The sequence below is a fragment of the Sphingomonas sp. PWP1-2 genome (genome assembly GCF_049898305.1).
Classification (GTDB): domain Bacteria; phylum Pseudomonadota; class Alphaproteobacteria; order Sphingomonadales; family Sphingomonadaceae; genus Sphingomonas; species Sphingomonas glacialis.
This window is the reverse complement of record NZ_JAFCXM010000007.1, coordinates 169,733-195,196: the sequence shown is the minus strand read 5'-3', so window position 1 is coordinate 195,196 and position 25,464 is coordinate 169,733. Positions and strand designations below refer to the sequence as shown.

General features: G+C 62.4%; 21 protein-coding genes. 9 read left to right on the top strand and 12 right to left on the bottom strand.

All coding sequences use genetic code 11. The features are described from left to right. Positions 1–525: 525 nt before the first annotated feature. The gene (locus tag ACP7C5_RS17400; RefSeq protein WP_426265194.1) at positions 526–1,269 is read left to right on the top strand and encodes a class I SAM-dependent methyltransferase; all 744 of its coding nucleotides are present in this window, start codon (positions 526–528) and stop codon (positions 1,267–1,269) included. On the opposite strand, the gene ACP7C5_RS17395 is transcribed toward ACP7C5_RS17400, so the two are convergent. From ACP7C5_RS17395 to ACP7C5_RS17355, 9 genes are all read right to left on the bottom strand, one after another. Further along, positions 1,250–2,500 (bottom strand): glycosyltransferase family 4 protein, encoded by a 1,251-nt coding sequence (locus ACP7C5_RS17395; protein ID WP_426265193.1) that lies wholly within the window; start codon positions 2,498–2,500, stop codon positions 1,250–1,252. The genes ACP7C5_RS17400 and ACP7C5_RS17395 overlap by 20 nt on opposite strands. A 64-nt stretch (positions 2,501–2,564) precedes the next feature. Further along, positions 2,565–3,218 carry an ABC transporter ATP-binding protein gene (locus ACP7C5_RS17390; RefSeq protein WP_426265192.1) on the bottom strand — a complete coding sequence of 218 codons (654 nt, stop codon included), beginning with the start codon at positions 3,216–3,218 and terminating at the stop codon, positions 2,565–2,567. Continuing rightward, positions 3,215–4,015 carry an ABC transporter permease gene (locus ACP7C5_RS17385; RefSeq protein ID WP_426265191.1) on the bottom strand — a complete coding sequence of 267 codons (801 nt, stop codon included), beginning with the start codon at positions 4,013–4,015 and terminating at the stop codon, positions 3,215–3,217. Before ACP7C5_RS17385 ends, ACP7C5_RS17390 begins: the two co-directional genes overlap by 4 nt. 3 nt (positions 4,016–4,018) lie before the next feature. Further along, positions 4,019–5,128, bottom strand: coding sequence for a hypothetical protein (locus tag ACP7C5_RS17380; RefSeq protein WP_426265190.1), 1,110 nt, complete (start codon positions 5,126–5,128; stop codon positions 4,019–4,021). A gap of 168 nt (positions 5,129–5,296) precedes the next feature. After that, positions 5,297–6,496: a polysaccharide biosynthesis/export family protein gene (locus tag ACP7C5_RS17375; protein ID WP_426265189.1), complete on the bottom strand. Its 1,200-nt coding sequence runs from the start codon at positions 6,494–6,496 to the stop codon at positions 5,297–5,299. Between the two features lie 9 nt (positions 6,497–6,505). After that, entirely contained in the window at positions 6,506–7,612 is a 1,107-nt protein-coding gene (locus ACP7C5_RS17370; protein WP_426265188.1) for a glycosyltransferase family 4 protein, read from the bottom strand. Between the two features lie 2 nt (positions 7,613–7,614). Next, complete coding sequence (locus tag ACP7C5_RS17365) at positions 7,615–8,514, bottom strand: GDP-mannose 4,6-dehydratase (RefSeq protein ID WP_426265187.1); 900 nt, start codon at positions 8,512–8,514, stop codon at positions 7,615–7,617. 88 nt (positions 8,515–8,602) lie between these two features. After that, entirely contained in the window at positions 8,603–9,637 is a 1,035-nt protein-coding gene (gmd, locus tag ACP7C5_RS17360) for a GDP-mannose 4,6-dehydratase (RefSeq protein ID WP_354287840.1), read from the bottom strand. A gap of 215 nt (positions 9,638–9,852) precedes the next feature. After that, entirely contained in the window at positions 9,853–11,223 is a 1,371-nt protein-coding gene (locus ACP7C5_RS17355; RefSeq protein WP_426265186.1) for a capsule biosynthesis protein, read from the bottom strand. Between the two features lie 346 nt (positions 11,224–11,569). Here ACP7C5_RS17355 and ACP7C5_RS17350 point away from each other — a divergent pair, with 346 nt between their 5' ends. Beyond that, a complete protein-coding gene (locus tag ACP7C5_RS17350) occupies positions 11,570–12,916 on the top strand; it encodes an LTA synthase family protein (protein WP_426265185.1) in 1,347 nt (448 codons plus the stop codon). A gap of 99 nt (positions 12,917–13,015) precedes the next feature. On the opposite strand, the gene ACP7C5_RS17345 is transcribed toward ACP7C5_RS17350, so the two are convergent. Next, entirely contained in the window at positions 13,016–13,762 is a 747-nt protein-coding gene (locus ACP7C5_RS17345; RefSeq protein WP_189676615.1) for an HAD-IIB family hydrolase, read from the bottom strand. Between the two features lie 225 nt (positions 13,763–13,987). Here ACP7C5_RS17345 and rfbA point away from each other — a divergent pair, with 225 nt between their 5' ends. The 5 genes from rfbA to ACP7C5_RS17320 all read left to right on the top strand — a co-directional run bounded on the left by rfbA (position 13,988) and on the right by ACP7C5_RS17320 (position 21,620). Continuing rightward, on the top strand, positions 13,988–14,914 hold the full coding sequence (gene rfbA, locus ACP7C5_RS17340; RefSeq protein WP_426265184.1) for a glucose-1-phosphate thymidylyltransferase RfbA: 927 nt from the start codon (positions 13,988–13,990) through the stop codon (positions 14,912–14,914). Between the two features lie 57 nt (positions 14,915–14,971). After that, positions 14,972–16,054 carry a dTDP-glucose 4,6-dehydratase gene (gene rfbB / locus ACP7C5_RS17335; RefSeq protein ID WP_426265183.1) on the top strand — a complete coding sequence of 361 codons (1,083 nt, stop codon included), beginning with the start codon at positions 14,972–14,974 and terminating at the stop codon, positions 16,052–16,054. Positions 16,055–16,156: 102 nt separating this feature from the next. After that, positions 16,157–19,675, top strand: coding sequence for a hypothetical protein (locus ACP7C5_RS17330; RefSeq protein WP_426265182.1), 3,519 nt, complete (start codon positions 16,157–16,159; stop codon positions 19,673–19,675). Between the two features lie 240 nt (positions 19,676–19,915). Continuing rightward, positions 19,916–20,548 (top strand): sterol desaturase family protein, encoded by a 633-nt coding sequence (locus tag ACP7C5_RS17325; RefSeq protein ID WP_426265181.1) that lies wholly within the window; start codon positions 19,916–19,918, stop codon positions 20,546–20,548. A gap of 415 nt (positions 20,549–20,963) precedes the next feature. Further along, positions 20,964–21,620, top strand: a complete 657-nt coding sequence (locus tag ACP7C5_RS17320; RefSeq protein ID WP_426265180.1) for a murein L,D-transpeptidase catalytic domain family protein — start codon at positions 20,964–20,966, stop codon at positions 21,618–21,620. A gap of 14 nt (positions 21,621–21,634) precedes the next feature. On the opposite strand, the gene ACP7C5_RS17315 is transcribed toward ACP7C5_RS17320, so the two are convergent. Then, entirely contained in the window at positions 21,635–22,504 is an 870-nt protein-coding gene (locus ACP7C5_RS17315) for a D-alanyl-D-alanine carboxypeptidase family protein (RefSeq protein ID WP_426265179.1), read from the bottom strand. A gap of 201 nt (positions 22,505–22,705) precedes the next feature. Then, positions 22,706–23,554, bottom strand: a complete 849-nt coding sequence (locus ACP7C5_RS17310; protein ID WP_133190984.1) for a flagellin — start codon at positions 23,552–23,554, stop codon at positions 22,706–22,708. 248 nt (positions 23,555–23,802) lie between these two features. Between ACP7C5_RS17310 and ACP7C5_RS17305 the strand changes: the two genes are divergently transcribed. Then, positions 23,803–25,107 carry a sigma-54 interaction domain-containing protein gene (locus tag ACP7C5_RS17305; protein ID WP_426265178.1) on the top strand — a complete coding sequence of 435 codons (1,305 nt, stop codon included), beginning with the start codon at positions 23,803–23,805 and terminating at the stop codon, positions 25,105–25,107. Then, positions 25,104–25,463, top strand: coding sequence for a flagellar hook-basal body complex protein FliE (fliE, locus tag ACP7C5_RS17300; protein ID WP_189676607.1), 360 nt, complete (start codon positions 25,104–25,106; stop codon positions 25,461–25,463). Before ACP7C5_RS17305 ends, fliE begins: the two co-directional genes overlap by 4 nt. Position 25,464 lies beyond the last annotated feature (1 nt).

The following is a 25,464-nucleotide window of genomic DNA, read 5'->3' as shown; positions in this document are numbered from 1 at the left end:
GTGCAGACCTGGCTCGCACACTTCAACTCGTATCTGCGTCCCCCGACGCCGCGATTCTGAGCCAGGCACGCCACAACGCGTTACACCAGCCCCAAACAGAAGATTCGAGCTCTTATTTCGCAATCCGAGTACCTCCATTACCCCCAAACGTATTTTTGTCTAGCTGTACGAAACGATCCACATTCCGAATCAAACGCTATACCGCTTCCGCGGCCCCCTTCCCTGTGACGAGCGCCAAGTCAGACCGGATTTCCGCCGATCTTCACCGCCCATGCCGATTGCTTTGACCTGCTCCCCACAGCCGCGGTCAGAGAAGGCTTGGCCTAGAGACCCGTATCGGCGACGGGCCAGGCAAGGCGAAGCACACACCCTTTACACGCCGCATTTGCCCGATCGACCGACCCGCCCACATTGCGCGCCACGGTTCCTTGTGACCGTATCGATTTCTCGCTAGGTCCAACGACCGATAAGCATTGCGCGGTGTTCGAACTTCACCAGACTGATTTTACAATGTGGATTACATAAATGGCTGACAAATCATCGGATTCCACTGACCGTGGAAGCGAAAGCGATATTCACTGGTTCCATTCGTTCGCGTTCCCGGATGGAAGCACCGTCGATGGCATCAAGTCTCTCGAGATCCAACGCGCCGAGGCGGATCTTTTCTTCGAGAGCGACCTCGCGGGCAAATCGGTGCTGGATATTGGCGCTTGGGACGGATTCTTTTCGTTCGAGGCCGAACGACGGGGCGCGGCTCGCGTTTTGGCAACCGACCACTTCTGTTGGTCGGGGCCCGGTTGGGGAACGCGTGATGGGTTCGACTTCGCGCACCGTGCACTCGATTCGAACGTCGAAAGCCTCGACATCGATGTCCCGTCTCTTGAACCTGCGGCCCTAGGCCAATTCGATGTCGTTCTCTTCCTAGGAGTCCTTTATCATGTGAAGGATCCCTACGGGTCGCTGGAGGCTGCGGCACGCATGTGCTCCGATCAGCTGATCATCGAAACCGTGACGGCCCTGCATTTTGAAGCGCTTCCGGCCATGCGGCTTTACAAACCCGGCGAATTGGGCGGGGATCCGACGAATTTCTGGGCGCCCAACGTTCCTGCGCTCAAGTTGATGCTCAACACATTCGGCTTCTCTCGGGTTGAGGCTATTCCATCCCCAGTGACGCAAGACCACCCGCTAAGCCGGCCGCGCGGCTGGGGGTTTGAGACAAACGCGCGCAAGAAGGCCAACCACCGAACGATTATTCGCGCCTGGCGCTAGACCTGCGGTTTTGGTCGTTTTTCAAGATGGCTTGAACCGCGCGCGCGCTGTCCTTCCATGAGGTCAGTTGGTGTGCCGGGGGCGGAGTGTCCGCCCCCCCGGCATCCTTGACGGCGCCGACGAGGCTCTTGGACAATTGACAGGCGTCGGCGTCGGCGGGAAAATAGCGCAATCCATACTGAGCATGTGCGCGAAAGGCCGGTATGTCACGCGCAAGAACCGGGCATGATCGAGCGATTGCTTCAAGGACCGGGAGTCCGAAGCCTTCTGCGTAAGATGCAGCGACGAGCAGGATTGCGCGATCGTACAGATCGGTCAGGTCGTGGTCGTCCAGGCCGGTGAACCAGAAGAGCCGCGTCCCAAATTCCGCGTGGTCGCGGATCGAGCGCTGAAGGGCGTCTGTCCTCCAGCCAGAAGCGCCAACAATGACGAGCCTCGTCTCCCAACCGTCGTCCCACAAGATTTGAAATGCCTCCAAGAGCAGGTGATACCCCTTGCGCGGCTCGACCGTTCCCACCGCAAGGACAAACGGTTGCGACGGGGCAAGACGCCTTTGCGAATCTATCGCTGCGCAGCCGGCCCGGGCCAGCGGCATATCGAACCCCATCGGGATGACGCGGATATCGACAGACTCATCGAGCTTGAAGCGGGTTGCGAGCAAGGCGCGCATCTCGTCGGCTACGTGTGGCGATATGCAGATATAGCCGTTCGCAAGCTGTGCCGTCGCAACCAGCCACCATCGAAAGCGCACCACAACCTTCGCGGAAAAGTACTGTGGTGTGTGAAACGGAAGGAGATCGTAAACCACAAACCAAAAGGCCGTTCCTTCGCGCTTTAGCCGGCGCAGCACGCGCCGGTTGCGCCGGATGGCGTCGAACGAAAGATCAAGCCCGAGGAAGACGTCACCAGGTGCTGGCACCATCGCAGGCCGGTCCGCCCTATCTGCGGCGGGCCACGGCGTAAGCCTGAAGCCAGTGCGCGCATACCGGACGGGCACGACGTCCCACCCTTGAGGATCGGTCATCAAATAGGTTGTCAGCGAGCGCACGACTCGCTGGATGCCGGTACTGATATCATTCCGCGCGATTGCGGTGACATCGACAAACATCCGTGCCGTTGCTATGCCGATCAATGCGGATCTACGAGCAAACCGCCGTGCGAATCGGATGCGTGCGCGCTCGAGCCACGCCTGCGATATGATCGGCAGCAGGAAACGGAGCGTCCACCACATCGTATGCAACTCCAGACACCGTCCGGTCTACGCCAGCGCAGCGCCGTTTGCGGCGCATAGTCCTTCAGGAAAGCGAATTGGTGTAGAACTCGAACGCCTCTTCAGTGTTGTCGAAATTGTGCAGCTCGCCCCGGACGAGAACAGCGGCCCGATCACAATGGGCGCGCACATACCCGGCATCGTGCGACACGATGACCAGCGCTCGATCCGCGCGCTTCTCGAACAATTCGACACGGCACTTTTCATGGAACCGGGAATCGCCGACATTGACGACTTCGTCGATCAGGAAGCAGTCGAATTCGATGCTCATCGACACCGCAAAACCGAGCCGCGCCCGCATCCCCGCCGAGTAGGTATTGATCGGTTCATACAGATAATCCCCCAGATCGGAGAATTGCTGGATAAAGGGGATGCGCTCTTCAACGCTCACGCCATAAATGCGACAGATGAACTTGATGTTGTCGATCCCGGTGAGCGCCGACTGGAAGGCCCCGGTATAGGCGAGCGGCCACGAGGTGCTCATCTCTCGGCGAATAACGCCGTCCGTCGGATGTTCCGCGCCGCTAATGATGCGGATAAGGGTCGATTTACCAGCGCCATTCCGGCCCAGAATTCCGACTTTGTCACCGGGACCGACCGTCAGGTTGACCGACTTTAAGATCTGCCGAGGGCCGCGGCGCGTGGAATAGAATTTGTTGACATTGGAGAGCTCGATCATTCGGGAATCACTTCACGACTTATCTTGCGCAACTGGGCAAGTGCCAAAACGGTCAGACCAGCGCAGATTACAATCGCATATGCCATATCATGATGCGCGTGAAACTTGCTCCCGAAATAGCCTTCTCGAACGTACTCGGTGCAATGGACCATCGGCAGAATAAGGACGACCTGTTGTGCCTGGACCGGCAGAACGTCGACTAAAAAAGCGGCCCCCGACAGCGGAAACAGCAGATAGGACGCCGGGTGCCACAGCTTGTCGACAAGTTCGGATTGCTCACCCCAGGCCGCCAGAAGCAGCGCCGTAGACATACCGAACCAAGCCAGCACCAGCCAGCCGCCGATAACCTGCAACACATCCTCGGGTGGAGGAATCCAACCGATCGAGATGAACACGACTGACAATACGACGAACGAGATAGTAGCGCCCGCACCCTCGAGCAATAAGCGCGCCATAAGTACGTCCAAGACCTTCACCTGCCGATGATACATCAGCGACAGGTTCGGCTTGATCGCCCCGATACTGCGCGCGGGCATGTTTCGCCACAACAAGACGGTGGAATAGCCCGTTAGCGCGAAAGAAACGATCGGCAAATCAGACCCATGCGCCGACTTCGTGAGCGCCCACAAGGTTGTCACGCCTAGGGTAAACAGCATCGGCTCGACGAAAAGCCATAAAAACCCGATATTATGTCGACCGTAGCGCGTGAGCATTTCACGGAGCAGCAAAGCCCAGATGACGCGTTGCTGAATCGCCCAAGACGAGGAAAGAGATTTTAGCGAGCGGCTCGTAGCCACAATTCAGTCCTTATGCTCTTGAACGCCAGCGAGCAGCATCGTCATGATCCCCCACGCGACGAACCCAAGCACCACGGTCGAAAAGATGCCGCGAAGCCGGCGCGGCTCTAGCGGCTCGTCGGGCTTGCTTGGTTCGACGATGCGTTCGAGATAAGCTTGCTTCCTGCGCGCTTCGTTGGACGCATCTTGCAGCGAGGACATGGCAGCGGCAAGCTGCTTGTCGGCGAACTGGCTCTCGAGCGAAAGCCGTTGATACTGCGCGGCACTCGACGAAAGCGACTTGCTACCGCCGGCAACTGCCGACACTTGGTTCCGCATCTCGTTCTCAAGCCCCCTGATCCTCGTCTCGAGCACATCGATCTGCGGGTTTTGCGGCGCAAACGAGCGCAACTGGAGTAGCTCGGAGCGCGCGGCGATGATCTCGTCCTGGATCTTCGACACCATTTGCAGCTGGACCGTCGCCTGCTTTTCGGGATCAACGACACCTTGACTGTTACGGAAAGATGAAAGAGCCAGCGCAGTGGCGCGAGCCTTGTTCTTAGCTTCGTCCACCTCAACCGTCGCAAAATGGATCAAGTCTTGCCGACCACGCTCATTCAAATGATTGACGGTCACCTCCGCCATGCCAAGAAGCTGCGAGTTGACACGATAGGCCTCTTCCGGCGTATAGGCTCTAACGGTTAGGGTAGTGATCGAGGCGGCCGACTCATGCTCGACCGAGATCTTGCTCTTATAGTAGCGATATAGCTTTTCGAAGCTGCCACTAGAACCAAATCCGTCGAGACGGTCAACAAACGAAATGGAGGGATCGCTATAGGCCTTGCGGTACGCATCGTGCTTATTAAGCGCAACCAGAGCATCTCGCGACAGGATAAAGCTTTCAGCCGCGTAGACCTCATCACCACCATTAGAAAATCCGGTAGACTTCAGCAAAACACCCAATCCGGTCGACGAGGACTTATCAGGACTGCGTACAACAAATCGTGACTCGGAAATGTAGACGTCAGAGGCGAGAAGTCCGAAGTAGACAACTGCAAGAATAGTCGGAATAATGACGGTTATCATCAACACTCGGTCAATTTTCGCCAGCCGGTGAAACATCGTGTTCTGCATATCTTCCCGCATTCCGTCTCTGTCTGGCGCGACCGATTTCAACGATCTAATGCGCATAGAAGGCGGATTTTGCAACCGCAAAGCCACCCACCGGGCGTAATCGAGCCCGCCTCCGCCCCGATCAACCGCGCGCTGCGATCGGTTGAGAAGGGCGAACCCACAGGACGCTTAGGGGACCGCGTTGGACACCGTCGCGATCGGGAACACCGTCGACGAAATGACGCTCACAAACTTCTGGATATCCGCCAGCGGCGCGTTCGACACATAGACGACATCCTTGTCTCGAATCGGGAAGCTCTGCGCTACGAAGAACGTCGATGGATCCTTAAGGTTGACGCGATAGATGACCGCAACCTTGCCGTCCGGCGTCTGCTGCACGCTCTGTAGCAACGTCGGATCGAGCGCTGCAAGATCTTCCAGTCGGAAGATGAACACGCCCTTCACGTCGGCCCGCTGATCCTGAATGCCCGCAACCCTGCCAAGTGCTTGGGCGAGGGTCACGCCAGTGCCTTCGAGGGGAAGCTCGTCATTACGCCCGGCGGCCCCCAGCGCCGTGAAACTGAAAGGCTGAAAGAGCGCCGTCACGACATCGTCCGGCTGAAGGCGGATATTCTGGCGCGGATCCCGGATCACGGCACCGAGAGGCATCGACGCGATTTTCTGACCGCGCGTGATCTGGATCGTCATTTTGCCGATTGGCTGACGAACACCACCCACCGACGCAAGAACGTCGAGCAAGCGCTCGCCCTTGGCGGTGACGGGAACTCGCGCGCTCGAAGTGACGTCACCAACGACCGTAACGTTCGAACTCGAGTTCCGCACCATTCGAACGATCACCTGCGGCAGATGCGCCTTGCCGGCAAGCCGCTTGGTGATTTCACGCTCGATCTGCGACGATGTGCGCCCGGCAGCGACAACCGAGCCAACGAAAGGAATATTGATTCGGCCCTCGCTGCTGACCATCTGCTCGGGCAAGGTTGTCCCGCGCGCTGTACTGCTCGAAGTGGTCAGGCGAGAGTCCCCACCGGCCGCGCCGAACAGAGCAGCGGGCGGCGCTTCCCAGATCGCGATATCAAGCACATCGCCACGCCCGATGATCGATCCGGCGGCATAGCCGTCGCCGAGCGACTCAGAAAAGAGACTCTGATGCTGTGCCGCGATTACCCGCCGCGCGACGGCATCCGATACATCAATGATCTTGATCGAGGCGTTGTTGGTCATGACCATGCGATCGGCCCGGTTGACGGCGCGTGACGAGGGCCCAGCCGCAGACATGATCGCGCACCCTGAAAGGGGCACACCGATTGCGCACGTCAACATCACCCGACCAAATGTACCGGAAAACCGGCCCAGCTGTGAAATCGTCATTTCGTTCCTTCAACCGACGCTACCGCTACAAGCACGGTACACATCGACGGTTTCGTCCACGCATCGGCCCCAGCTGTAATGGTTAGCTACCGCCAGGCCCGCCCGTATAGCGCGCTCCCGCCAATTGTCATCATCCAAACCCTGTTCGATGGCCCGCTCGAACTGATCTAGGTCATCTGAATCGATTAGCATCGCGGCCCCCCGTGTAACCTCAGGAAGACAGGAGCGATTCGAGACAATCGTGGGCACTCCACTGGCCATCGCTTCGATCGGCGGGAGTCCGAACCCCTCGTAAACCGACGGGTATAGAAACAGCTTGGCACCAGCATAGAGCATCGGAAGATCGCCTTCGCCGACGAAGCCAAGCATGATCAACCGCCCCTTCCGTTGCTCATGCTCGATCAAGGCGTGCAGACTGTCATTGCCCCAGCCCTTGGCCCCGACCAGGACAAGGGGAATATCCCGCCCTGTACGGTCACAATAACGAGCATGCGCCAGGATCGCGGATTCGATGCGTTTGCGCGGCTCGAAAGTCGCAACCGACAGGATGTAGTCGCCGATAGGACGATCGAAGATCTTCTCTCTATGTGCAACGAGCGCGCTCGCATCGCACGGAGAAAACGCGTCCGAAACCCCGAGATGGACCGTTGTCACCTTCGCAGCTGCATAGGAAAAGTGGCGGATTAGGTCGACCCGAGTTGCTTCGGAGTCGGTGATGACGTGGGTCGTGCGCTCGAGCGAGCTTGCGAACCGTTTCTCGAAATCTCGTATGCGCTCGACCGGATGCGTTTCCGGATACAGGTAGATGGAAAGATCGTGGACGGTGATGACCCCCGCCTCGGCAAGCGGCGGAAGAAAATAATTCGTTCCGTGAATCAAGCGGGACTTGAAGCCGACGTTGGTACTCCATCGGCGGATCACCTTTGGCACGCGCGAGCGGCGCCGGGCTTGCCCGGTAAGGAGCCCGGCTGGGTTCGCATGCCAGTGCTCCCCCAGGAAGAACGTCAGATCATCGATCAGCGGATTATTTTGCAGTCCCTGGCACAACTCCCAGGTATAACGGCCGATGCCGGTCAAATTCGTGGAGAGCGCATCGATCGTAATGCCAACACGCATGCCTATGACTCGATCATCCACCGCAGCGTGTCGTCAAGCGACGGCATCGCGAGCGGGCCGATTACGCGTTCGAGCTTTGCGCGCGAGCCCTGGAGCAGCTTCACTTCGTTCGAGCGGACGAAGGCGGGATTGACTCGTACGTCGATCTCATGGCCCGCGATCCGGCATGCTTGGGCGACGACCTCCCGAAGCGACGCCGCTTCACCAGAGCAGACGTTGCACGTCACGCCAACAGCTTGCGGCGCCTCGATCAAGCGGAGATACGCATCGACAACGGCACGGACGTCCGAGAAATCGCGCGCGACATCCAGATTCCCGAGTTCGATTACCGGCGCCTTGCGTTTGATGTAGCTGACAATCTTCGGGATCAGAAACGAATCGCTCTGCCCGACTCCGGTGTAATTGAACGGCCGTGCAACGATGACCGGCACGCGCGCACCATAAATGGCAGCCAGATTTTCGACCGCAACCTTGGTGATCGCATAGTCATTCGCCGGACGGACCGGCGCGTCTTCGGTCAGCGTTCCCTCGCTGGCATTACCATAGACATTGGCACTGCTGGCGATGAGGACTGCGCGCGGTTGCGCGGCAACGTTCGCGCTGGCCTCGAGCAAGGCGCGCGTACCAAGAACGTTGGTGCGATACATTTCCGCAAGATCGTCATGCGCCACGAAGGCGACGCCCGCCAGATGGACGATGTAGTCCGGACGGATGTCGGCGATTATCGCCGACATCCGCTCCTGGTCGAGGAGATCGCTGGTATGCAGCACCGTCGCTGCATCGCGATCTACCCGATCGGCATCGCGCACCAGACCATGAACCTCATGACCAGCCGCATGAAGACGCTGCGCCATATAATAGCCAGTGAAGCCGTTGATTCCGGTGACGAGGGTCTTGGTCATGGCCGCAGCCCGGCGCGACCATGATCCCTCGCGACTGTCTGCCGCGGCCGCCCCATCGCGGCGGCAGCACGCTCCGGAGTCCGCATGATCAGAACGACATGCCGTACTGGTTGCGGCGCAGATCGGCATCCACCATTAAACGGCAGAGCTCCTCGAGCGTGGTCTTGGGCTTCCAGCCGAGCACGCGCTCCGCCTTGCTAGCGTCGCCGATCAACAGATCGACCTCGGCCGGGCGATGGAAGCGCGGATTGACGCGAACGACTTCCTTGCCGGTCGCAACATCGACCGCGGTCTCATGGTCGTCGGCGCCACGGAACTCGAGATCAATATCGGCGGCTTTGAACGCCATCCGAACGAAATCGCGGACGGTCTCGGTGCGGTTGGTCGCGAGCACGAACGTATCGGGCTCGTCGGCCTGCAGCATCGCATACATACCCTCGACATATTCCTTGGCGAATCCCCAGTCGCGCTTGGCGTCCATGTTGCCGAGCTCTAGCACTTCGGCCTTGCCGAGCTTGATCTTGGCGACGGTGTCGGTGATTTTGCGCGTGACGAACTCGCGGCCGCGCAGCGGGCTCTCATGGTTGAACAGGATGCCGCTGCTGCCGAAGATGCCGTAGCTCTCGCGGTAGTTGATCGTGATCCAGTGCGCGTAGAGCTTCGCGACGCCATACGGACTGCGCGGCCAGAACGGCGTGTCTTCCTTCTGCGGCACGGCCTGCACCTTGCCGAACATCTCCGACGTGCTCGCCTGGTAGAATCGGATCTTGGGGTTCACGCAGCGGATCGCCTCGAGCATGTTGAGCGCGCCGATGCCGGTGATCTCCGCAGTCGTCGCGGGCTGGTCGAACGACACCCCGACGAAGCTCTGCGCGGCGAGGTTGTAGACTTCGGTCGCCTCGGATGTCTGCAGCAGGCGGATCGACGAGGAAAGATCGGTCAGGTCATGCTCGACCAAGTGGAGGTTCGGGTCGTTGAGGATCCCCAGTTCTTCGATACGCCAAAAATTGACCGAACTGGTACGGCGATACGTGCCATAGACGCGGTAGTTCTTTGCCAGAAGCATTTGTGCAAGATACGCGCCATCCTGGCCCGAAATACCTGTTATAACAACGGTTTTCATAAATCGCCTCTCAATCTCTCATTGCGCCGACAAACGCTCAGACGCGATGCCCCCAAACACCTTTGAGGCGCGCGCCCTCACCCACCTTGGGCCACGCACTCCAAAACTGCCCCTCGGCCATTAGCAGGCTTTTTTTCCCGGTACAGTCTTAAGTTCGGTTTCCAGAACGGCGATTGCTGCGTTGCAGCACCTAGGCAACGGCCGCCAAACGGGAGCTATCGCGGATGATGCTGATCGCCGATCTCGGGAGGTTGCCAGACGGCCGTCGCTGGCACGGTCGGCTTGCGTACCTGTGGAATTGCAACCTTCAATGGACTTGCCGCCTCGAGCCTGGCTACGACCCCTTCAATCACCTTGTCGAGCGCCTCGTCCGAGAAGAATCCGCCGGCCACCAGACAGCGGTCGATCAGCACGCGCCGGAATGCCGCGAAGGTTTCGGCATCGGGCTTGCCCGGATCGCGCCAGAAATCGTCGAGCCGCCCCTGATAGGTAACGCCCTCGATGTCGTAAACCGCCTGGCCCAGCGCGATCACCGGAATATCGAGCGCGATCGCCAGCGTACCGCTGGTGCTGTTGATCGTCACCATTCCCTTCGAGCGCTGCGTTACGGGAACGATGTCGCCCATCTCGAGATAATCGATCCGGTCCGCCACGCCGTGCAATGCGGCCAGCATCATCGCCTCGTCGCGCCAGTCGCGCACGCCATTGTCGAGCGGATGCTCCTTCACTACCAATCGCATATCCTTCGGCGCATGGCTGGCGAACGACGTGATCACCATCAGCAACGCATCGGCGACACCCGCGAAAGACGAATGGAAGCGGATCTGCGCATCCGAATCGAGCTGGAGCGGAAACACCATATAGGGTTCGGTCGTCACCGCGAGCCGGGCAAGAACCGCATCGGCGCGTTCGCGCGCTTCCTTGCGGCGCATTAATCGACGGGCCCAGCCGATGCCCTCGACCACCGGGTGGAACGGGCGGTGGTTTTCCCAGAACGGATAATGCCAGCGCGTCAGCACGTCGGCGAGATTGTAGAGAATGCCCTCCACCGCGCGGCGGCGAAACGACGAGGGGAAGGGATACTGTGGCGGCACCGGCGGCAGCGTCGCGGCCTCGGCGCGATACCAGGCGGCATCGCGCGGCAGCGTCGAATGGCCATTCACGCCGCCGAGCTCGAGCGTCACCCAATCGGGCCGGATATAGCCTTCTTCGAAGACATGGACCGGAATGTGGAGATTGCGGCACAGCGCGATCGCGGCGATGTGCAGCGGGCGGCAGTCGCCGAACAGCACGACGTCGGTAATGCCGCGATCGGCGATGATACGCTCCAGCGCCCCCGGCCATTCCGCCGGGGTGCCGCGATAGTCGATCCCGTTCGACAAGCGCCAGAACAGCCGGTCGCCGCCGTTGAAATTGACCTTGTAGACGCCGTACCCGTCGCGCCGCAGCGCTTGCCCGACCTTGCGAAAGAGCGGCCCCATCAGCCCCTGCAGCAACAGGATGTTGCGCCGCTCGAACGCGGCCGGCACGCCCGGCGCCGCGACCTGCGGCATCAGGACCGGCGCGCCGGTAGAGTGTTCGGGCATCTGGTCTTCCTTGTCTTCACCCGGCAATGGCTGTGCCCCATACGCCATCGTACCAAAACGCGCTCATACAGAGCGTTGCAGAACTTTCCAAGGAGGGCAGCGCGCGCGCGCGATCGTGACAGCCTTGTCCACGGACGCTATAGCGCAGCCGCTTCTCCTTGCAGCAAGTGCGCAGGCAAGGTTCGGTCGAGGCAGACGACGCGCCCGTTCGAAGCGCGCATTTGTGGCGGATGATGTGATCGTCTTTATTGCTATGCTGATCGCGTCGATCTTGCTTGACGCTAGTGTGAGGCCGCGCCCCGTCCGCTTTCGCGCAACACGGGGGCTGGCGCTGCATGCCCTGGCGATGACCGCTTTGTTCGGTTTCGGCCTCGCGCTCTCGGGCAATGCGCCGGTCGCGGCACTGCTGACGATCGCGCTGCTGGCGTTGTTCGTCGTCGCCTCCAACGCGAAATTCACAATGCTCGGCGAGCCGCTGGTATTTTCCGACCTCGCGTTGCTCGTCGCCGTCGTGCGTCACCCGCGATTCTATTTCACCGCGATCCCGCCGCGTCAGCGCTGGCTCGGGGCGATCGCGCTGCTCCTCGCCGTTCTGACGTTGATGGCGCTGTTCGAGCCTGCGCCGCTCGCGCATGCGGCGGGCTTGGCGGTGATGATTGGCGCGGGTGGCGCGATGGGTGCGCTGCTGCGCGGACGCTGGTTCGCGGCGGAGGCGCTGCGGCCGGGGCTCGAGGCGGATCTCGCGCGCTTCGGGCTGATCGCGACCGCGGCGCTGTATTGGCTACGCTGGCGCGAAACCGCCGACCCGCCGCCGCAACCGCCCTTGCCCGCGCCGCGTGCCGCGGCCGGGATCGCCGCGCCGCAAGTGATCGTCATCGTGCAGTGCGAATCGTTTGCCGATCCGGTCGCCATGACGGGCGACCCGTCGCGCGCGCTGCCCGGGCTCGACCGCGCCCGCGCCGCCGCCTGGCAATATGGCGAGCTCGAGGTGAGCGGCTTTGGCGCCTACACGATGCGCACCGAATATGGCGTGCTGTTCGGCCGCAACGAAGCAGCGCTTGGTTTCCGGCGCTACGATCCGTTTCTCAGCGCGCACGGCGAGGCGAGCTATGCGCTGTCAGCGCAGCTCGGCGCGATCGGCTATCGCACGACCTTCGTCCATCCGCACGATCTGCGCTTCTATGGCCGCAACCGCCTGATGCCGGCGGTCGGGTTCGACAGGTTGATCGGCGCGGAGGGCTTTGCGCCTACGCTGGAAGGCGGCGGGCGGTATGTCGATGACCGGACATTGGGCGACGCGCTCGCCGCGCTGGTCGACCAATCGCCCGAAACGGCGCTGATCTATGTGGTGACGATGGAAAACCACGGCCCTTGGGACAAGCATCGCGAGCCCGGCGCGGCAATCGGGCTCGACGCCTATCTGCGGCATCTGCGCAGCAGCGATGCGATGCTGACCGCGCTGTGCACTCGCATCGCCGCCGATGAACGCCCGGCGCTGCTCGTGTTCTTCGGCGATCATCGGCCGAGCATTCCCGGCATTCTCGAACCCGGCGGTGCGCGGCACACGCCCTATGTCATGCTGCGCTTCGACGGGACGGGGAACACGATTGCGGGCAACGGCCGGGTCGACCTGACGCCCGCCGATCTGCATCACGCCGTGCTCGACTGCCTCAGGCCGCCCGCGGCGGTGTAATCGTCGCGCTCGCCGCGACGATTACGGCGATCGGTCACGCGATCGCACGAGACGCGACGTCGTACGCCGCCGGCGGCTGACCGCCAGCGGCGGTACCGCTTATTTGAGGCAGGCGACGATACCCTCGATCACCGCGACGGTTTCCTTCGGATCACGAACGCGGACCGTGTCGAGCCCGAGTTCCTTCGCTGGATAATCGTTGCCGCCCGGGAAGATCGCGTCGCCGATGAACATCATCTCGTCGAGCGCGATGCCGCTCGCGTCGCGCAGCTTCTTGAGGCCGTACGCCTTGTCGACGCCTTCGCGGGTGATGTCGATCGAGGTCGCGCCGCCCATGTTGATCGACAGCCCCGGCAGACGCTTGCGCAGATCGGCCTGGATGATCTTGCGCTTGGCGAAATCGGGATCCCAATGCTCCTTGGCATCGAGCGGCGCTTGCTGGCCGAGTGCCGAGAAGGTGATCTGGCTGCCGCGATCCTCGATCCGCTCGCCCCAGGTCTGCTCGGGAACGAAGCCCGTCGCGACCAGCGCGGCGTCGAATTCGGTGAGGATCTTGGCCTTGGTCGCATCGTCGAACAGTTCGGCGAAGACCGCCGACCAGGCGCCGTCCTTGAAAGTATAGAGCTTGGTGCCGGTGGTCGGCATCAGCCACAATTTGCTGCGGTCGGCGCCTTCGGGCAGGCGCGAGGCGACCTGCTTCTCGAACTGCGGCCAGTCGCCGCCCGAGATCACCGCGACATGCGCCACGCCGAGCAGATCGGTCAGCGCTTGCTGCATCGGCTCTTGCAGCGGCTGCTTGCTCTCGGCCAGTGTTCCGTCGAGGTCGAAGGCAACCAGTTTTTTCATACGCCGGGTCTCTGAAAACTAGGGCCTGAAGGGCCGATGGACACAATGCCCGAAGTCTTTGCGCAGCGTGCGCATCCTTGGCAAGCCAATTGTTGCCCGAGCCGACGGGGCCACAACGGCGTCAGCCCCGATAAAATGATCTGCGCTCCGGTTTGCACTGTCTTAAGGTGCTGGCCTTAAGCCCGACAGCGGTGGGCAAGACTGCCGGATGCGGAAGATGTGGTCGTGAACAGCAATCCCCGGACAAACACTTCTCCCCGCAGGGGGATCATCCTTGCCGGCGGATCGGGCACGCGACTCTATCCGCTCACCAAGGGCGTCTCGAAGCAGTTGATGGCCATCTACGACAAGCCGATGATCTATTATTCGCTGTCGACGCTTCTGCTGGCGGGGATCCGCGAGATCATGGTGATCACCACGCCACACGACCAACCGGCGTTCAAGGCGCTGCTCGGCGATGGCAGCGCGCTCGGCATCCGGCTCGACTATGCGGTGCAAGCCGAACCCGCGGGGCTCGCGCAGGCCTATCACATCGCGGCCGATTTTGTCGCGGACCGACCTTCCGCGCTGATCCTTGGAGATAATATCTTCTACGGCCACGGCCTGATCGACACGCTCTCGCGCGCCTCCGCAACGACCGAGGGCGCGACGGTGTTCGGCTATTACGTGAAGGACGCCTCGGCCTACGGCGTGGTGTCGCTCGACGCCTCGGGCAAGGCCGAGACGATCGAGGAAAAGCCGACCGCCCCGAAATCGCATTATGCCGTGACCGGGCTCTATTTCTATGACGGCCGCGCGGTCGAACTGGCGCGCGGGCTCAAACCCTCGGTGCGCGGCGAACTCGAAATCACCGACCTCAACCGGCTGTATCTCGAGAAGGGGCAGCTTTCGGTCGAGATATTGGGCCGTGGTTTCGCCTGGCTCGACACGGGCACGCACGCCTCGCTGCTCGATGCGGCGCTTTATGTGCGGATCATCGAGGAGCGCCAGGGGCTCAAGATCTGCTGCCCCGAAGAGATTGCGTGGCGGCAGGGCTTTATCGACGACGCGCAACTCGAACGCCTCGCAGCGCCGCTGCGCAAGAGCGGCTATGGCGAGTATCTCCTCGGCCTGCTCGATGGCCGGGCCGCGCTTTCGATGGTGCAGCAATGACCATGCCGACGATGGCGTTTCCGCGCCGCCTCACCCATCCTTTGGGGACCGCGCGCAATGGCTAATCTGATGGTCACCGGCGGCGCCGGCTTTATCGGCGCCAATTTCGTCCATCATTGGCGCACGGCGGCCCCCGACGATGCGATCGTCGTGCTCGACCTGCTGACCTATGCCGGCAATCGCGCCAATCTCGACGGGTTTGCCGGCGTCGAGCTGATCGTCGGGGATATCTGCGATACCGATCTGGTGGCGCGGACGATCGCCGATCGCCGCATCGACACGATCGTACATTTCGCCGCGGAGACGCATGTCGACCGGTCGATCACCGGCCCCGATGCATTCATCACCACCAATATCGTCGGCACGCACAGCCTGCTCAAGGCGGCGAAGGCTGCCTGGCTCGATCGCGGGAGCGGAGTGCCGCATCGCTTCCACCATGTCTCGACCGACGAGGTCTACGGCTCGCTGGGGCCGGAAGACGCGGCCTTTGGCGAGACCACCGCGTATGCGCCGAATTCGCCTTATTCGGCGTCGAAGGCTGGCTCGGACCACCTCGTCCGCGCCTATCACCATACCTATGGGCTTGAGACGACGACGAGCAATTGCTCAAACAATTACGGGCCGTTCCAATTCCCCGAAAAGCTGATTCCGCTGTTTATCCTCAACGCGCTGTCGGGTCGGCCGCTGCCGATCTATGGCGACGGGATGAACGTCCGCGACTGGCTGCACGTCGCGGATCATTGCCACGGGATCAAACTGGTGCTGCGCGGCGGGCGGGTCGGCGAAACGTATAATATCGGGGGTGGGCAGGAATTGCCCAACCATGCAGTGATTGACGCAATTTGCCACGGGGTCGACCTGGCGTTTGCACGCGATGCGACGCTCGCGCATCGCTTTCCTCGCGCGCCGGCCGCACACGGGCGCCCGACTGCCGAACTGAAGACCTTTGTCGAAGACCGGAAGGGGCACGATCGCCGCTACGCGATCGACGAAAGCAAAATCCGACACGCGCTTGGATACGCCCCCGCTCGCGATTTTGCTGGCGGGTTTGCCGCGACGCTCGCTTGGTATCTCGCGCATGAGGATTGGTGGCGACCGCTCGTCGCCCGGGGCGCGCCTCCGGGTGCCATGGGCGCATAGTGCGATGTCTCGCCGCGCGCGCGACAAATATGGGGTTCAGTTCCGTCGATTATTGGTTGTATACGGTCACCGTTCTACCCGCGCTTTAGAAGGTGATAGTAATTGGTTTCGAAGCCGGAACAAGGTCCCGCAGACCGCTCGCGACCAAACAAGCGTCGCTCCAGCGATTCCGCGAATATCCGTCCGGCGAATGGTCGAGAGATTGTCCGAGCCAAATCCTATGACATGACCAATTTGGGGGGCAGTAAATCGCGTCCGCTACCGGTCTTTTTGCATTCCAGTTTTCGTACGTCGAGCACATGGCTTTGGACAAGCCTCAGAAGGCTCCCGAACGTGGTTGCTTATTACGAAATATTTAACGGAATGCTCGCAGATATTAGCGAAAAATCCATAATTAGCACGACATGCTCGACATGGGATTCGCGTCATCCAGCGCAGGCGCCTTATTTTCTTGAATATCTCCCCCTTTTAAAGAAAGGTGGGGGTGTGATCGGCTTCGACGCCAGCATGGCGCTTGAACGCTTCATCCCTCAGGGCGGGATGGACGGGGAGCTTTCGCTCGAAGAACAGGCGTATCTCAACATCCTCGTGGAGCACGCGTATCGAAGTCGGAAGGTCCCACTCCTGAGCTGCACGCGCAGCATCGGGCGGATGGCGGCAATCAAACGTTTCATGCCGGTACAGAATGTCTTGCTACATCGCAATATATTCGAACAGTGGTCATCTTACTCCGGACAATTCTTGCGGGGCAATCGCTTCTTCTTTGACACAATCGATCACACAGCGGCGTCATTCTACAACGATAGGTTTCTGAATGGGCTCAACGAAGCCCTATCGAATCGCGTCTCGTCACCCAAGGACGAGCAGACGTTCCTTCTGTTTATCCTGATGCATATCTATCTTTATGCTCAGTCAATCGAATCTGCCGATGTGGTGATCGATACTAGCGCGCTGACGACCGATCCCGCGTTGCGACGCTCGGTCGAAGCCCAATTGTCCAGCCTCGTCTGCGCCCCCGTCGATCTGTCTGATGCAAAATCCAACTTCGACACCTCGATCGTGCTGGTGCGCGATCGCCAGCAATTTATCGATACCATCGAGCAATTCGTCAAGATCATCGCATCGACTTGCGCGAGCGAGGAAGCGGCCGCTTTCGCGTTCAAACTGAAAGACGAGACGCTCGCACAGTGGGACCTCCATGACAGGCTGACGCGCGGCGCAACGACTTGGTATGACGGCCTGACGACAGAGCTGCAGCACAAGAACGACGAGCATGTGCGCGCCCAGGCCGCGATCGAGTCCCAGGTCGCCGCGGTTGGCGGCGAGCGCGACGATGCCGTTGCCACACTAGAAAATATCGAGGCGGCCCGCATCACGGCCGACACGGCATTGGCGACGGTGACGGCCGAACGCGATGCAATCGCGGCCACCCATGCCGAGACTGCGGCAGCGCGAACCGTGGCGCAAGACGCCGCGGCTGCGTTCGAGGCGGAACGCGATCGAATGGCCGCGGCGCTCGACGAGACGACCGTCGCCCGGGATGCCGCGGACGCAGCGATGAACGCGCTCGGCGCGGAGCGCGATCGCCTTGCCACGTCCCTTGCGTCCATGGCCGCCGCTAAGGCAGCGGCCGACGAAACCACAATTACCATCACCGAGGACCGCGATCGGATCGCCGCAAGGCTCGCGGAAGCCGACGCCGCGAGGATTGCGACCGAAGAGGCTATCGCGACAGCGACTGCCGACCACGAACGGCTCGCTGCGTCACTTGTGGAAGCGGCGCAGGCGCGCACCGATGCCGAGGCCACGCTGAGCGCCGTTGCGGCAGAACGTGACAGCCTTGCCGCTGCGTTAACCGAGGCCTTGGCCTCGCGGTCGCTTGTCGAAAAGGCGAATGAGGCGCTCAGCGCGGACTGCGACAGCGTCGCCGCGACCCTCGCCGGGACCACAGCAGCCAAGGACGCTGCCGATCATCGCACCGCCGAACTCGTAGCCGAGCGTGATCGCATCGCCGGAGCGCTTGCCGAGACTGCAGCCGCCAAGGACGCCGCCGACCACCACGTCGCCGAATTCGAAGCCGAGCGTGATCGCATCGCCGCAACCCTTGCCGAGACTGCAGCCGCCAAGGACGCCGCCGACCACCACGTCGCCGAACTCGAAGCCGAGCATGATAGCATCGCCGCAACGCTTGCCGAGACTGCAGCCGCCAAGGACGCCGCCGACCGCAACGTCGCTGAACTCGAAGCCGAGCGTGATAGCATCGCCGCAACGCTTGCCGAGACTGCAGCTGCCAAGGACGCCGCCGACCACCACGTCGCCAAACTCGAAGCCGAGCGTGATAGCATCGCCGCAACCCTTGCCGAGACTGCAGCCGCCAAGGACGCCGCCGACCACCACGTCGACGAACTCGAAGCCGAGCGTGATAGCATCGCCGCAACGCTTGCCGAGACTGCAGCCGCCAAGGACGCCGCCGACCGCAACGTCGACGAACTCGAAGCTGAGCGCGATCGTATCGCCGCCGGAGCGCTTGCCGACACCGCGGCCGCCAAGGACGCCGCCGACCACCACTTCGCCGAACTCGAAGCCGAGCGTGATAGCATCGCCGCAACGCTTGCCGAGACTGCAGCCGCCAAGGACGCCGCCGACCGCAACGTCGCTGAACACGAAGCCGAGCGTAATCGCATTGCCGGAGCGCTTGCCGAGACTGCAGCCGCGAAGGACGCCGCCGACCGCAACGTCGCCGAACTCGAAGCCGAGCGCGATCGTATCGCCGGAGCGCTTGCCGACACCGCGGCCGCCAAGGACGCCGCCGACCACCACGTCGCCGAACTCGAAACCGAGCGCGATCGTATCGCCGGAGCGCTTGCCGAGACTGCAGCCGCCAAGGACGCCGCCGACCACCACGTCGCCGAACTCGAAACCGAGCGTGATAGCATCGCCGCAACGCTTGCCGAGACTGCAGCCGCCAAGGTCGCCGCCGACCACCACGTCGCCGAACTCGAAGCCGAGCGCGATCGTATCGCCGGAGCGCTTGCCGAGACTGCAGCCGCCAAGGACGCCGCCGACCACCACGTCGCCGAACTCGAAGCCGAGCGTGATAGCATCGCCGCAACCCTTGCCGAGACTGCAGCCGCCAAGGTCGCCGCCGACCACCACGTCGCCGAACTCGAAGCCGAGCGCGATCGTATCGCCGCAACCCTCGCCGAAACCGCGGCCGCCAAGGATGCTGCCAACACTACCGTTGCCGAACTCGACGCCGAGCGCGGCGAGCTCCGCGCGGCCTTGACCGCGGCGGAGGCGGCCAAGGCCGAAGCGGGCACCGCCATTACCGCGTTCGAAGCCGAGTGCCATCGGATCTCCGCAGCTTTGTCTGATATTAGCGCCGCGAAGGCGGGCGCGGACGAAAGCGTGGTGACCCTGCAAAACGAACGCGACCGAATCGCGACCGAACTGACCGAGACCGCGGACGCGCGCGACGCTGCAATCTGCCGCCTCTCGGAAGTGGCGGAGGAGCGCGATAAACTTGCCGCCACGCTCGCCGAACTCGAAGCGGCGCGCTTGGCAGCCGAGAGCGCCCGCGCTGCCCGCGCCTCACCGTTGCGCCGACTTTGGTCGAATTGACGCTGGGCACAGGGTCGTCCCAGGGCCTTGCGATCAGCCCTGCTGCGCTCTGGTTCGCGTCGGCGCGCGACAAAGGCGGCTGCTGTGTTGCCCAAAATCAACGCCGGGCCACTCGCTTTTCGAAAGTGTCAGCACGGTATCTGGAATTGCGCTATTGCGAATTGATCACGTCTTTCGGTGCGTGTAACAGCTTCGCTGCACTGCAGCTAAGCCCGTTGATCAGTCTGCCGTAGGATGACCATGCCGATCACTGGAACGCGACATAAAGGCGATAGCGGTGAGGAGCAGCGTATTCGGCTGTTCCGTAACGACTTTCTCGAGCGGACGACGACGGTTTCGCCGATCGCGTTCGGGATCACTTGGCTCGGCATGCTGGCGCTTGCGGTTTACGCGAGCTGGGGCTTGATGAGCTTCATCGAGTCGGTGGGCCTCGCTTTGCTGGGCCTCTTCCTCTGGTCGCTGTTCGAATATGCGATGCATCGCTTCGTGTTTCACATGAAGCTCACCTCAAATCTCGGCCGCGCCTTCCTCTTCCTGTCGCACGGCAACCACCACACCCAGCCCAACGATGCGTTGCGCAATCTCATGCCGCCGCTCATCAGCATTGCGATCAACGGGACGGTATGGCTGCTCTTGTATCTCGTCGTGGGTCCGATCAGCTCGGTCATCTTCATCGGCTTCGGCATCGGCTATGTGATCTATGACAGCGTGCATTACGCGGTGCATCAATTCCCGCTGCGCCACGGCATGCTCGGTCGTTTGAAGCGCCACCATATCCGTCATCATTATGCGCGCGAGGAAGGCAATTTTTCGATCACCGCGATCTTCTGGGATCGGGTTTTCGGGACCGAAGTCGCGACCAAACGGCGCTAAGCGGCATAGGCGACCAAGCGCCTGCACCAAGCCGCGATGCTGCCCGCCGCAAGCCCGCGGCTATTGGTTCGTGACTACTGTCACGTCGACCTCGGCAGGCACCGAATTGCGACGGCCGACTCCGACATCCTATCGTCAAGCGCATCGCGGGTGACTGGAATTCGCACGCAGGCGCCTGCACACCATAGCGAACTCTGCACGATCGCGCCGGATCGACGCGAATATGGCTGGAACGTCGAGAAAACGCGACCTCACGATTTTTGACCAAGCGACACGTCGACACGCGTTTGCGGCTGGATTGCGGCGAGCGGGGCATGCGGTGCGACAAGCAGCGCCGAATCCCGGAACATGTGGCGATGGCGCCCAATTTCCTCAGCGATTTCGTGGTACTGCTCCTCCACTGTTTCCGAGGGACATGTCGCAAATCGTGCAACACTCATTACCCGCCCTGTCGCGTCGCAACCTCGGCAAAGCCGGGATCGCCCTCCTTGGCGCAGCCGCGCTCCCGCGCATCGCCGCCGCGCAAGTGCCCGCCACCGTCCAACCGCTCGCCTCGACGCGCGTGGTTCGCCCAGAACTGCTTCGCCGCGCGATGAGCGCGTTCCATCGCCATGGCGCGCAGATCGCACGCCGCGATCGCATCGCAATCGCCGATTTCTCCCAGCCGTCGTCGCAACCGCGCTTCTACCTCATCGACATGGCGAGCGGGATGACGACGACGCTGCTCGTCGCACATGGCAGCGGGAGCGATCCGGCGCATACCGGATTCCTCCAGCGCTTCTCGAACGCCGAGGGCTCGAACGCGTCGAGCGAAGGCGCCTTCGTTGCCTCGGATTATTATGTCGGCAAGCACGGCCTGTCGCAGCGGCTGATCGGGCTCGATCCGACCAATTCGAATGCGCTGTCGCGCGCGCTCGTCGTCCATGCCGCATGGTACGCCAATCCCGACATGCTGCGCACGCACGGCCAGCTCGGCCGCAGCCAGGGATGCTTTGCGGTCAGCGAAGGCGATCTCCAGCAAGTCTTCGCGCGACTCGGCGAAGGCCGGATGATCTATTCCGCCAAAGTGTGACGGCCGGCCCGGTGCTAGAAGGCGCCGCGTCGATGGTGCGCCGGCGGCGTGAAGCCGAGCTCGACGAGATTTGCGACGCGCACGTCGCGCGCCTGGGCCGATTTTTCCCCAAGCACGACCGCGATGACGCGCACGCCACCCCGCTTGGCCGAGGTCGCGATGTTATACCCCGCGTCGAGCGTGTAGCCGGTCTTGATCCCGTCGACCCCGCCGACCTTGCCGAGCAGATGGTCATGATTCGCATAGCGCCGCGATCGCCACGTGATCGAGCGCGTCGCGAACACGCGATATTCGCGCGCGTGATCGCGCAGCAACGCCCGCGCGAGCGTCGCCATGTCGCGTGCCGTCGTCTGGTTGCCCGTGTCGGTCAGCCCGGTCGCGTTGGCAAAGCTGGTCCGGGTCATGCCAAGCTCGCGTGCCTTGGCGTTCATCAGGCCAGCGAAATCGCGTTCGCTACCGGCGAGCCGCTCGGCGATCGCGACGCTCACATCGTTGGCGGAATGGACCGCCATCGCCTGGATCGCGGTACGCAGCGGCAATGATGTGCCGGCGGTCAGGCCGAGTCGCGACGCCGGCTGACGCGCGGCCCGATGCGATACGGGAATCGATTCGCTGATCCGCACCCGCCCCGAATCGAGCGCATCGAACAGCAAGTAGAGCGTCATCATCTTGGTCAGCGATGCCGGACGACGCGGCGCGTCGGGCAGATTGGCGAAGATCACCCGGCCGCTCGACGCGGTGACGAGCACCTCCGCAACAGGTCGTCGCGACACACCGCGTGCCTGCGACGGCTGCGCCACCAAGCCCGAAACGAGCGCCAGACTCCCCAGCATGACGCGCATCGACCAGGCGGGTACGCTTACTCTTACAGTTTCCAAAGCCATCGGCAGGTCTTGGAGCGGTGTCGCTTAACAAGAGATTGCACACGCGCGCGTTTTGAGACGCACTGCGCACGACGCCGAAAAACCCCGGCGCCCATGACGGGAGCCGGGGTCTTCGCAGGCCGTCCACATAGATCGCCAAGCGAACGACCCGGTCGGCCCCGACACCCTTTATGGGGGGTCGGGCACCAGGGCCGAGGCCGCTTAGCCGAGCAGCTTGAGCACGCCCTGCTGCGACTGGTTCGCCTGGGCGAGCAGCGCGGTCGATGCCTGGCTGAGGATCTGCGCCTTGGCGAGGCTGGTCGTCTCGGTCGAGAAATCGACGTCTTCGATCCGGCTCTTCGCGTCGGTCAGGTTGGCGACGTTCGAGGTCAGCGTGTTGACCGCCGAGGAGAGTCGGCTCTGGCCAGCACCGATCGAAGCGCGCGTGGTGTTGATCGACTTCAGCGCCGCATCGATGTTGTCGAGCGTGGTGCCCGCATTGGTGACGCTGGTGACGTCGAGTGCCGTCGCGTCGACCTTGGTGCCATCGATCGCCGCGATGTTGAGGTTCACCGTGTTGGCGGTCGCGTCGGATCCGGAGCCGGTCTGGATCTTGATCTTGATGTCGTCGGTCGCAGGGACGGGCGTTGCGGTGGTGACCTTGAACAGGCTGACGCCGTTGAACTTGGCGCCGAGCGTCGTCGAGAGCTGCGAGGTCAATTCGGTAACTTCAGTCTGCATGTTTGCGCGATCGTCTGCGCCATAGGTGCCCGACGCCGACTGGACGGCGAGTTCGCGGACGCGCTGCAGGATGTTGGTCGCTTCGCCGAGCGCGCTGTCGGCGGTCTGCGACAGCGCGATGCCGTCGTTCGCATTGCGGATCGCCTGGTTCTGGCCCTTGATCTGCGAGGTCAGCGACGAGGCGATCGCGAGACCGGCGGCATCGTCCTTGGCCGAGTTGATGCGCTTGCCGGTCGACAGGCGCTCGATGCTGGTGGCGAGCGCCATGCTCGCCGAGTTCGATGCGTTGGTCGCCTTGAGTGCGGCGACGTTGGTTCCGATAACGGTCATGGTGAAAATCTCCATTGGGTCCGGCAATCCCGCCGTCCCCCATCGGAGAGCCGAGCCGCCAACAGTGCTAACGACCGCATCCGCCGCGGATTAAGCACTTTTGCAAACCCGCTGCGCTTTTGCCGATTTTGCCTGAATTTACCGGCAAAAATCGCGGCAAACGGTCAGACTTTGCCGCCCCGGCAACATCCTTAACCATTCATTTACCAGAAATGCAGCATTGCAAGGCTCGTTCAAGGGGGCCCGTCATGCGATCCATCGTTCCGTCAGCCGCGATTCTTCGCCAGCACTACGCGCTGGTGTCCGCACTCCGCGCGCAAGGCTTCGCGATCGCCGCCTGCGAAGACGGCAAGGCACCGCGCGACGCGCTGTTCCTCATTGCAGAGGGCGAGACCCCGCCCGCCGCCGCACGCACCGTAGTGCTCGCCAGCGAGGGACGCTACGTCATTCCGTCGCACGACGGTGGTCCGGCGCGGGTCGCCTTCGAAAGCGCCGATGCCGCAGTCGGTGTGGGCTTCGTCCGCGCCTTGCTCGCCGAACCCGAAATGCCGACCGCCGCCGACCCCGAGAGCCTCGCGCTCCACGCGCTCGCCGATCGCGTCGCCGCCGCCGACATCACCGTGCTGATCAACGGCCCGACCGGCACCGGCAAGGAAGTGCTCGCGCGCTCGATCCATCTCAAGTCGGCGCGCGCCGCCGGCCCGTTCATCGCGATCAACTGTGCCGCGCTTCCCGAGACGATGCTCGAGGCGCTGCTGTTCGGCCACCAGAAGGGCGCCTTCACCGGTGCCTCGTCGGGCGGCGAAGGCTTCTTCCGTGCAGCACATGGCGGCACGTTGCTGCTCGACGAAGTCGCCGAACTGCCGCTCCAGCTCCAGGCCAAGCTGCTCCGCGCGCTGCAGGAGCGCGAGATCGTCCCGATCGGTGCGACCACGCCGCAGTCGATCGACGTGCGGGTCATCGCCTGCGCCAACCGCGACCTGCAGGACGAGGTCGCCGCGGGCCGCTTCCGCGCCGATCTGTATTACCGCCTCTCGGTCTTCCCGCTCACGACCAAGCTGCTCGCCGAGCGACCGCAGGATATCCCCGCGCTCGCCGCGACGATGATCCTGCGCCACGCCGGCAATCGCCAGACCGTTCCCTGGCCCGATATGTCGGCGATCGACCTGCTGCTGCGCCACGACTGGCCGGGCAATGTCCGCGAGCTCGAAAACGTCGTCCAGCGCGCGCTGCTCTTTGCCGGCGGTGACACGATCTCGGCCGAGCACATCGTCTTCGACCGCCCGAGCGCACGCGCCGCCGGCGCAGCGAACGACGAGCCCGCGCAACCCGCGACGCCCCCTGTCACTTTGGGCAACATCGTCCAGATGCACGAATTCCAGGCGATCCGCGAAACGCTCGCCGCGTGCAACGGCAGCCGGATCGAAACCGCGCGGCGGCTCGGCATTTCGGAGCGCACCTTGCGCTACCGTCTCGCCAAGGCGCGTGAACAGGGTGACGACATCGTCTCTGCCGTCGGCCGGGTGGCCCAGTACGCCATGGGTGTCGCATGAGCATCGACGCGATCGGTGGCGGCGCGATGGGCGTCGACCGGGTGATGGCGCTGCGGGCGCAGATCCTCGAACGCAACCAGGCGCTCGCGCGCGCCGGGACGTCGGGGCCAGCTGCTCCGGCGACTGAAGCCAAGCCGACCAGCTTTGCCTCGACGATGGAAGACGCGCTGAAAAGCGTGAACCAGGGTCAAGTCGAGGCGAGCAAGCTCTCCGAAAGCTATGAGCGCGGCGAGACGATCGACATCGCCAAGGTGATGCTGGCGCGTCAGCAGGCGTCGGTCGGCTTCGAAGCGACGCTGCAAGTCCGCAACAAACTCCTGTCCGCTTACAAGGACATTATGAGCATGCCGGTATAAT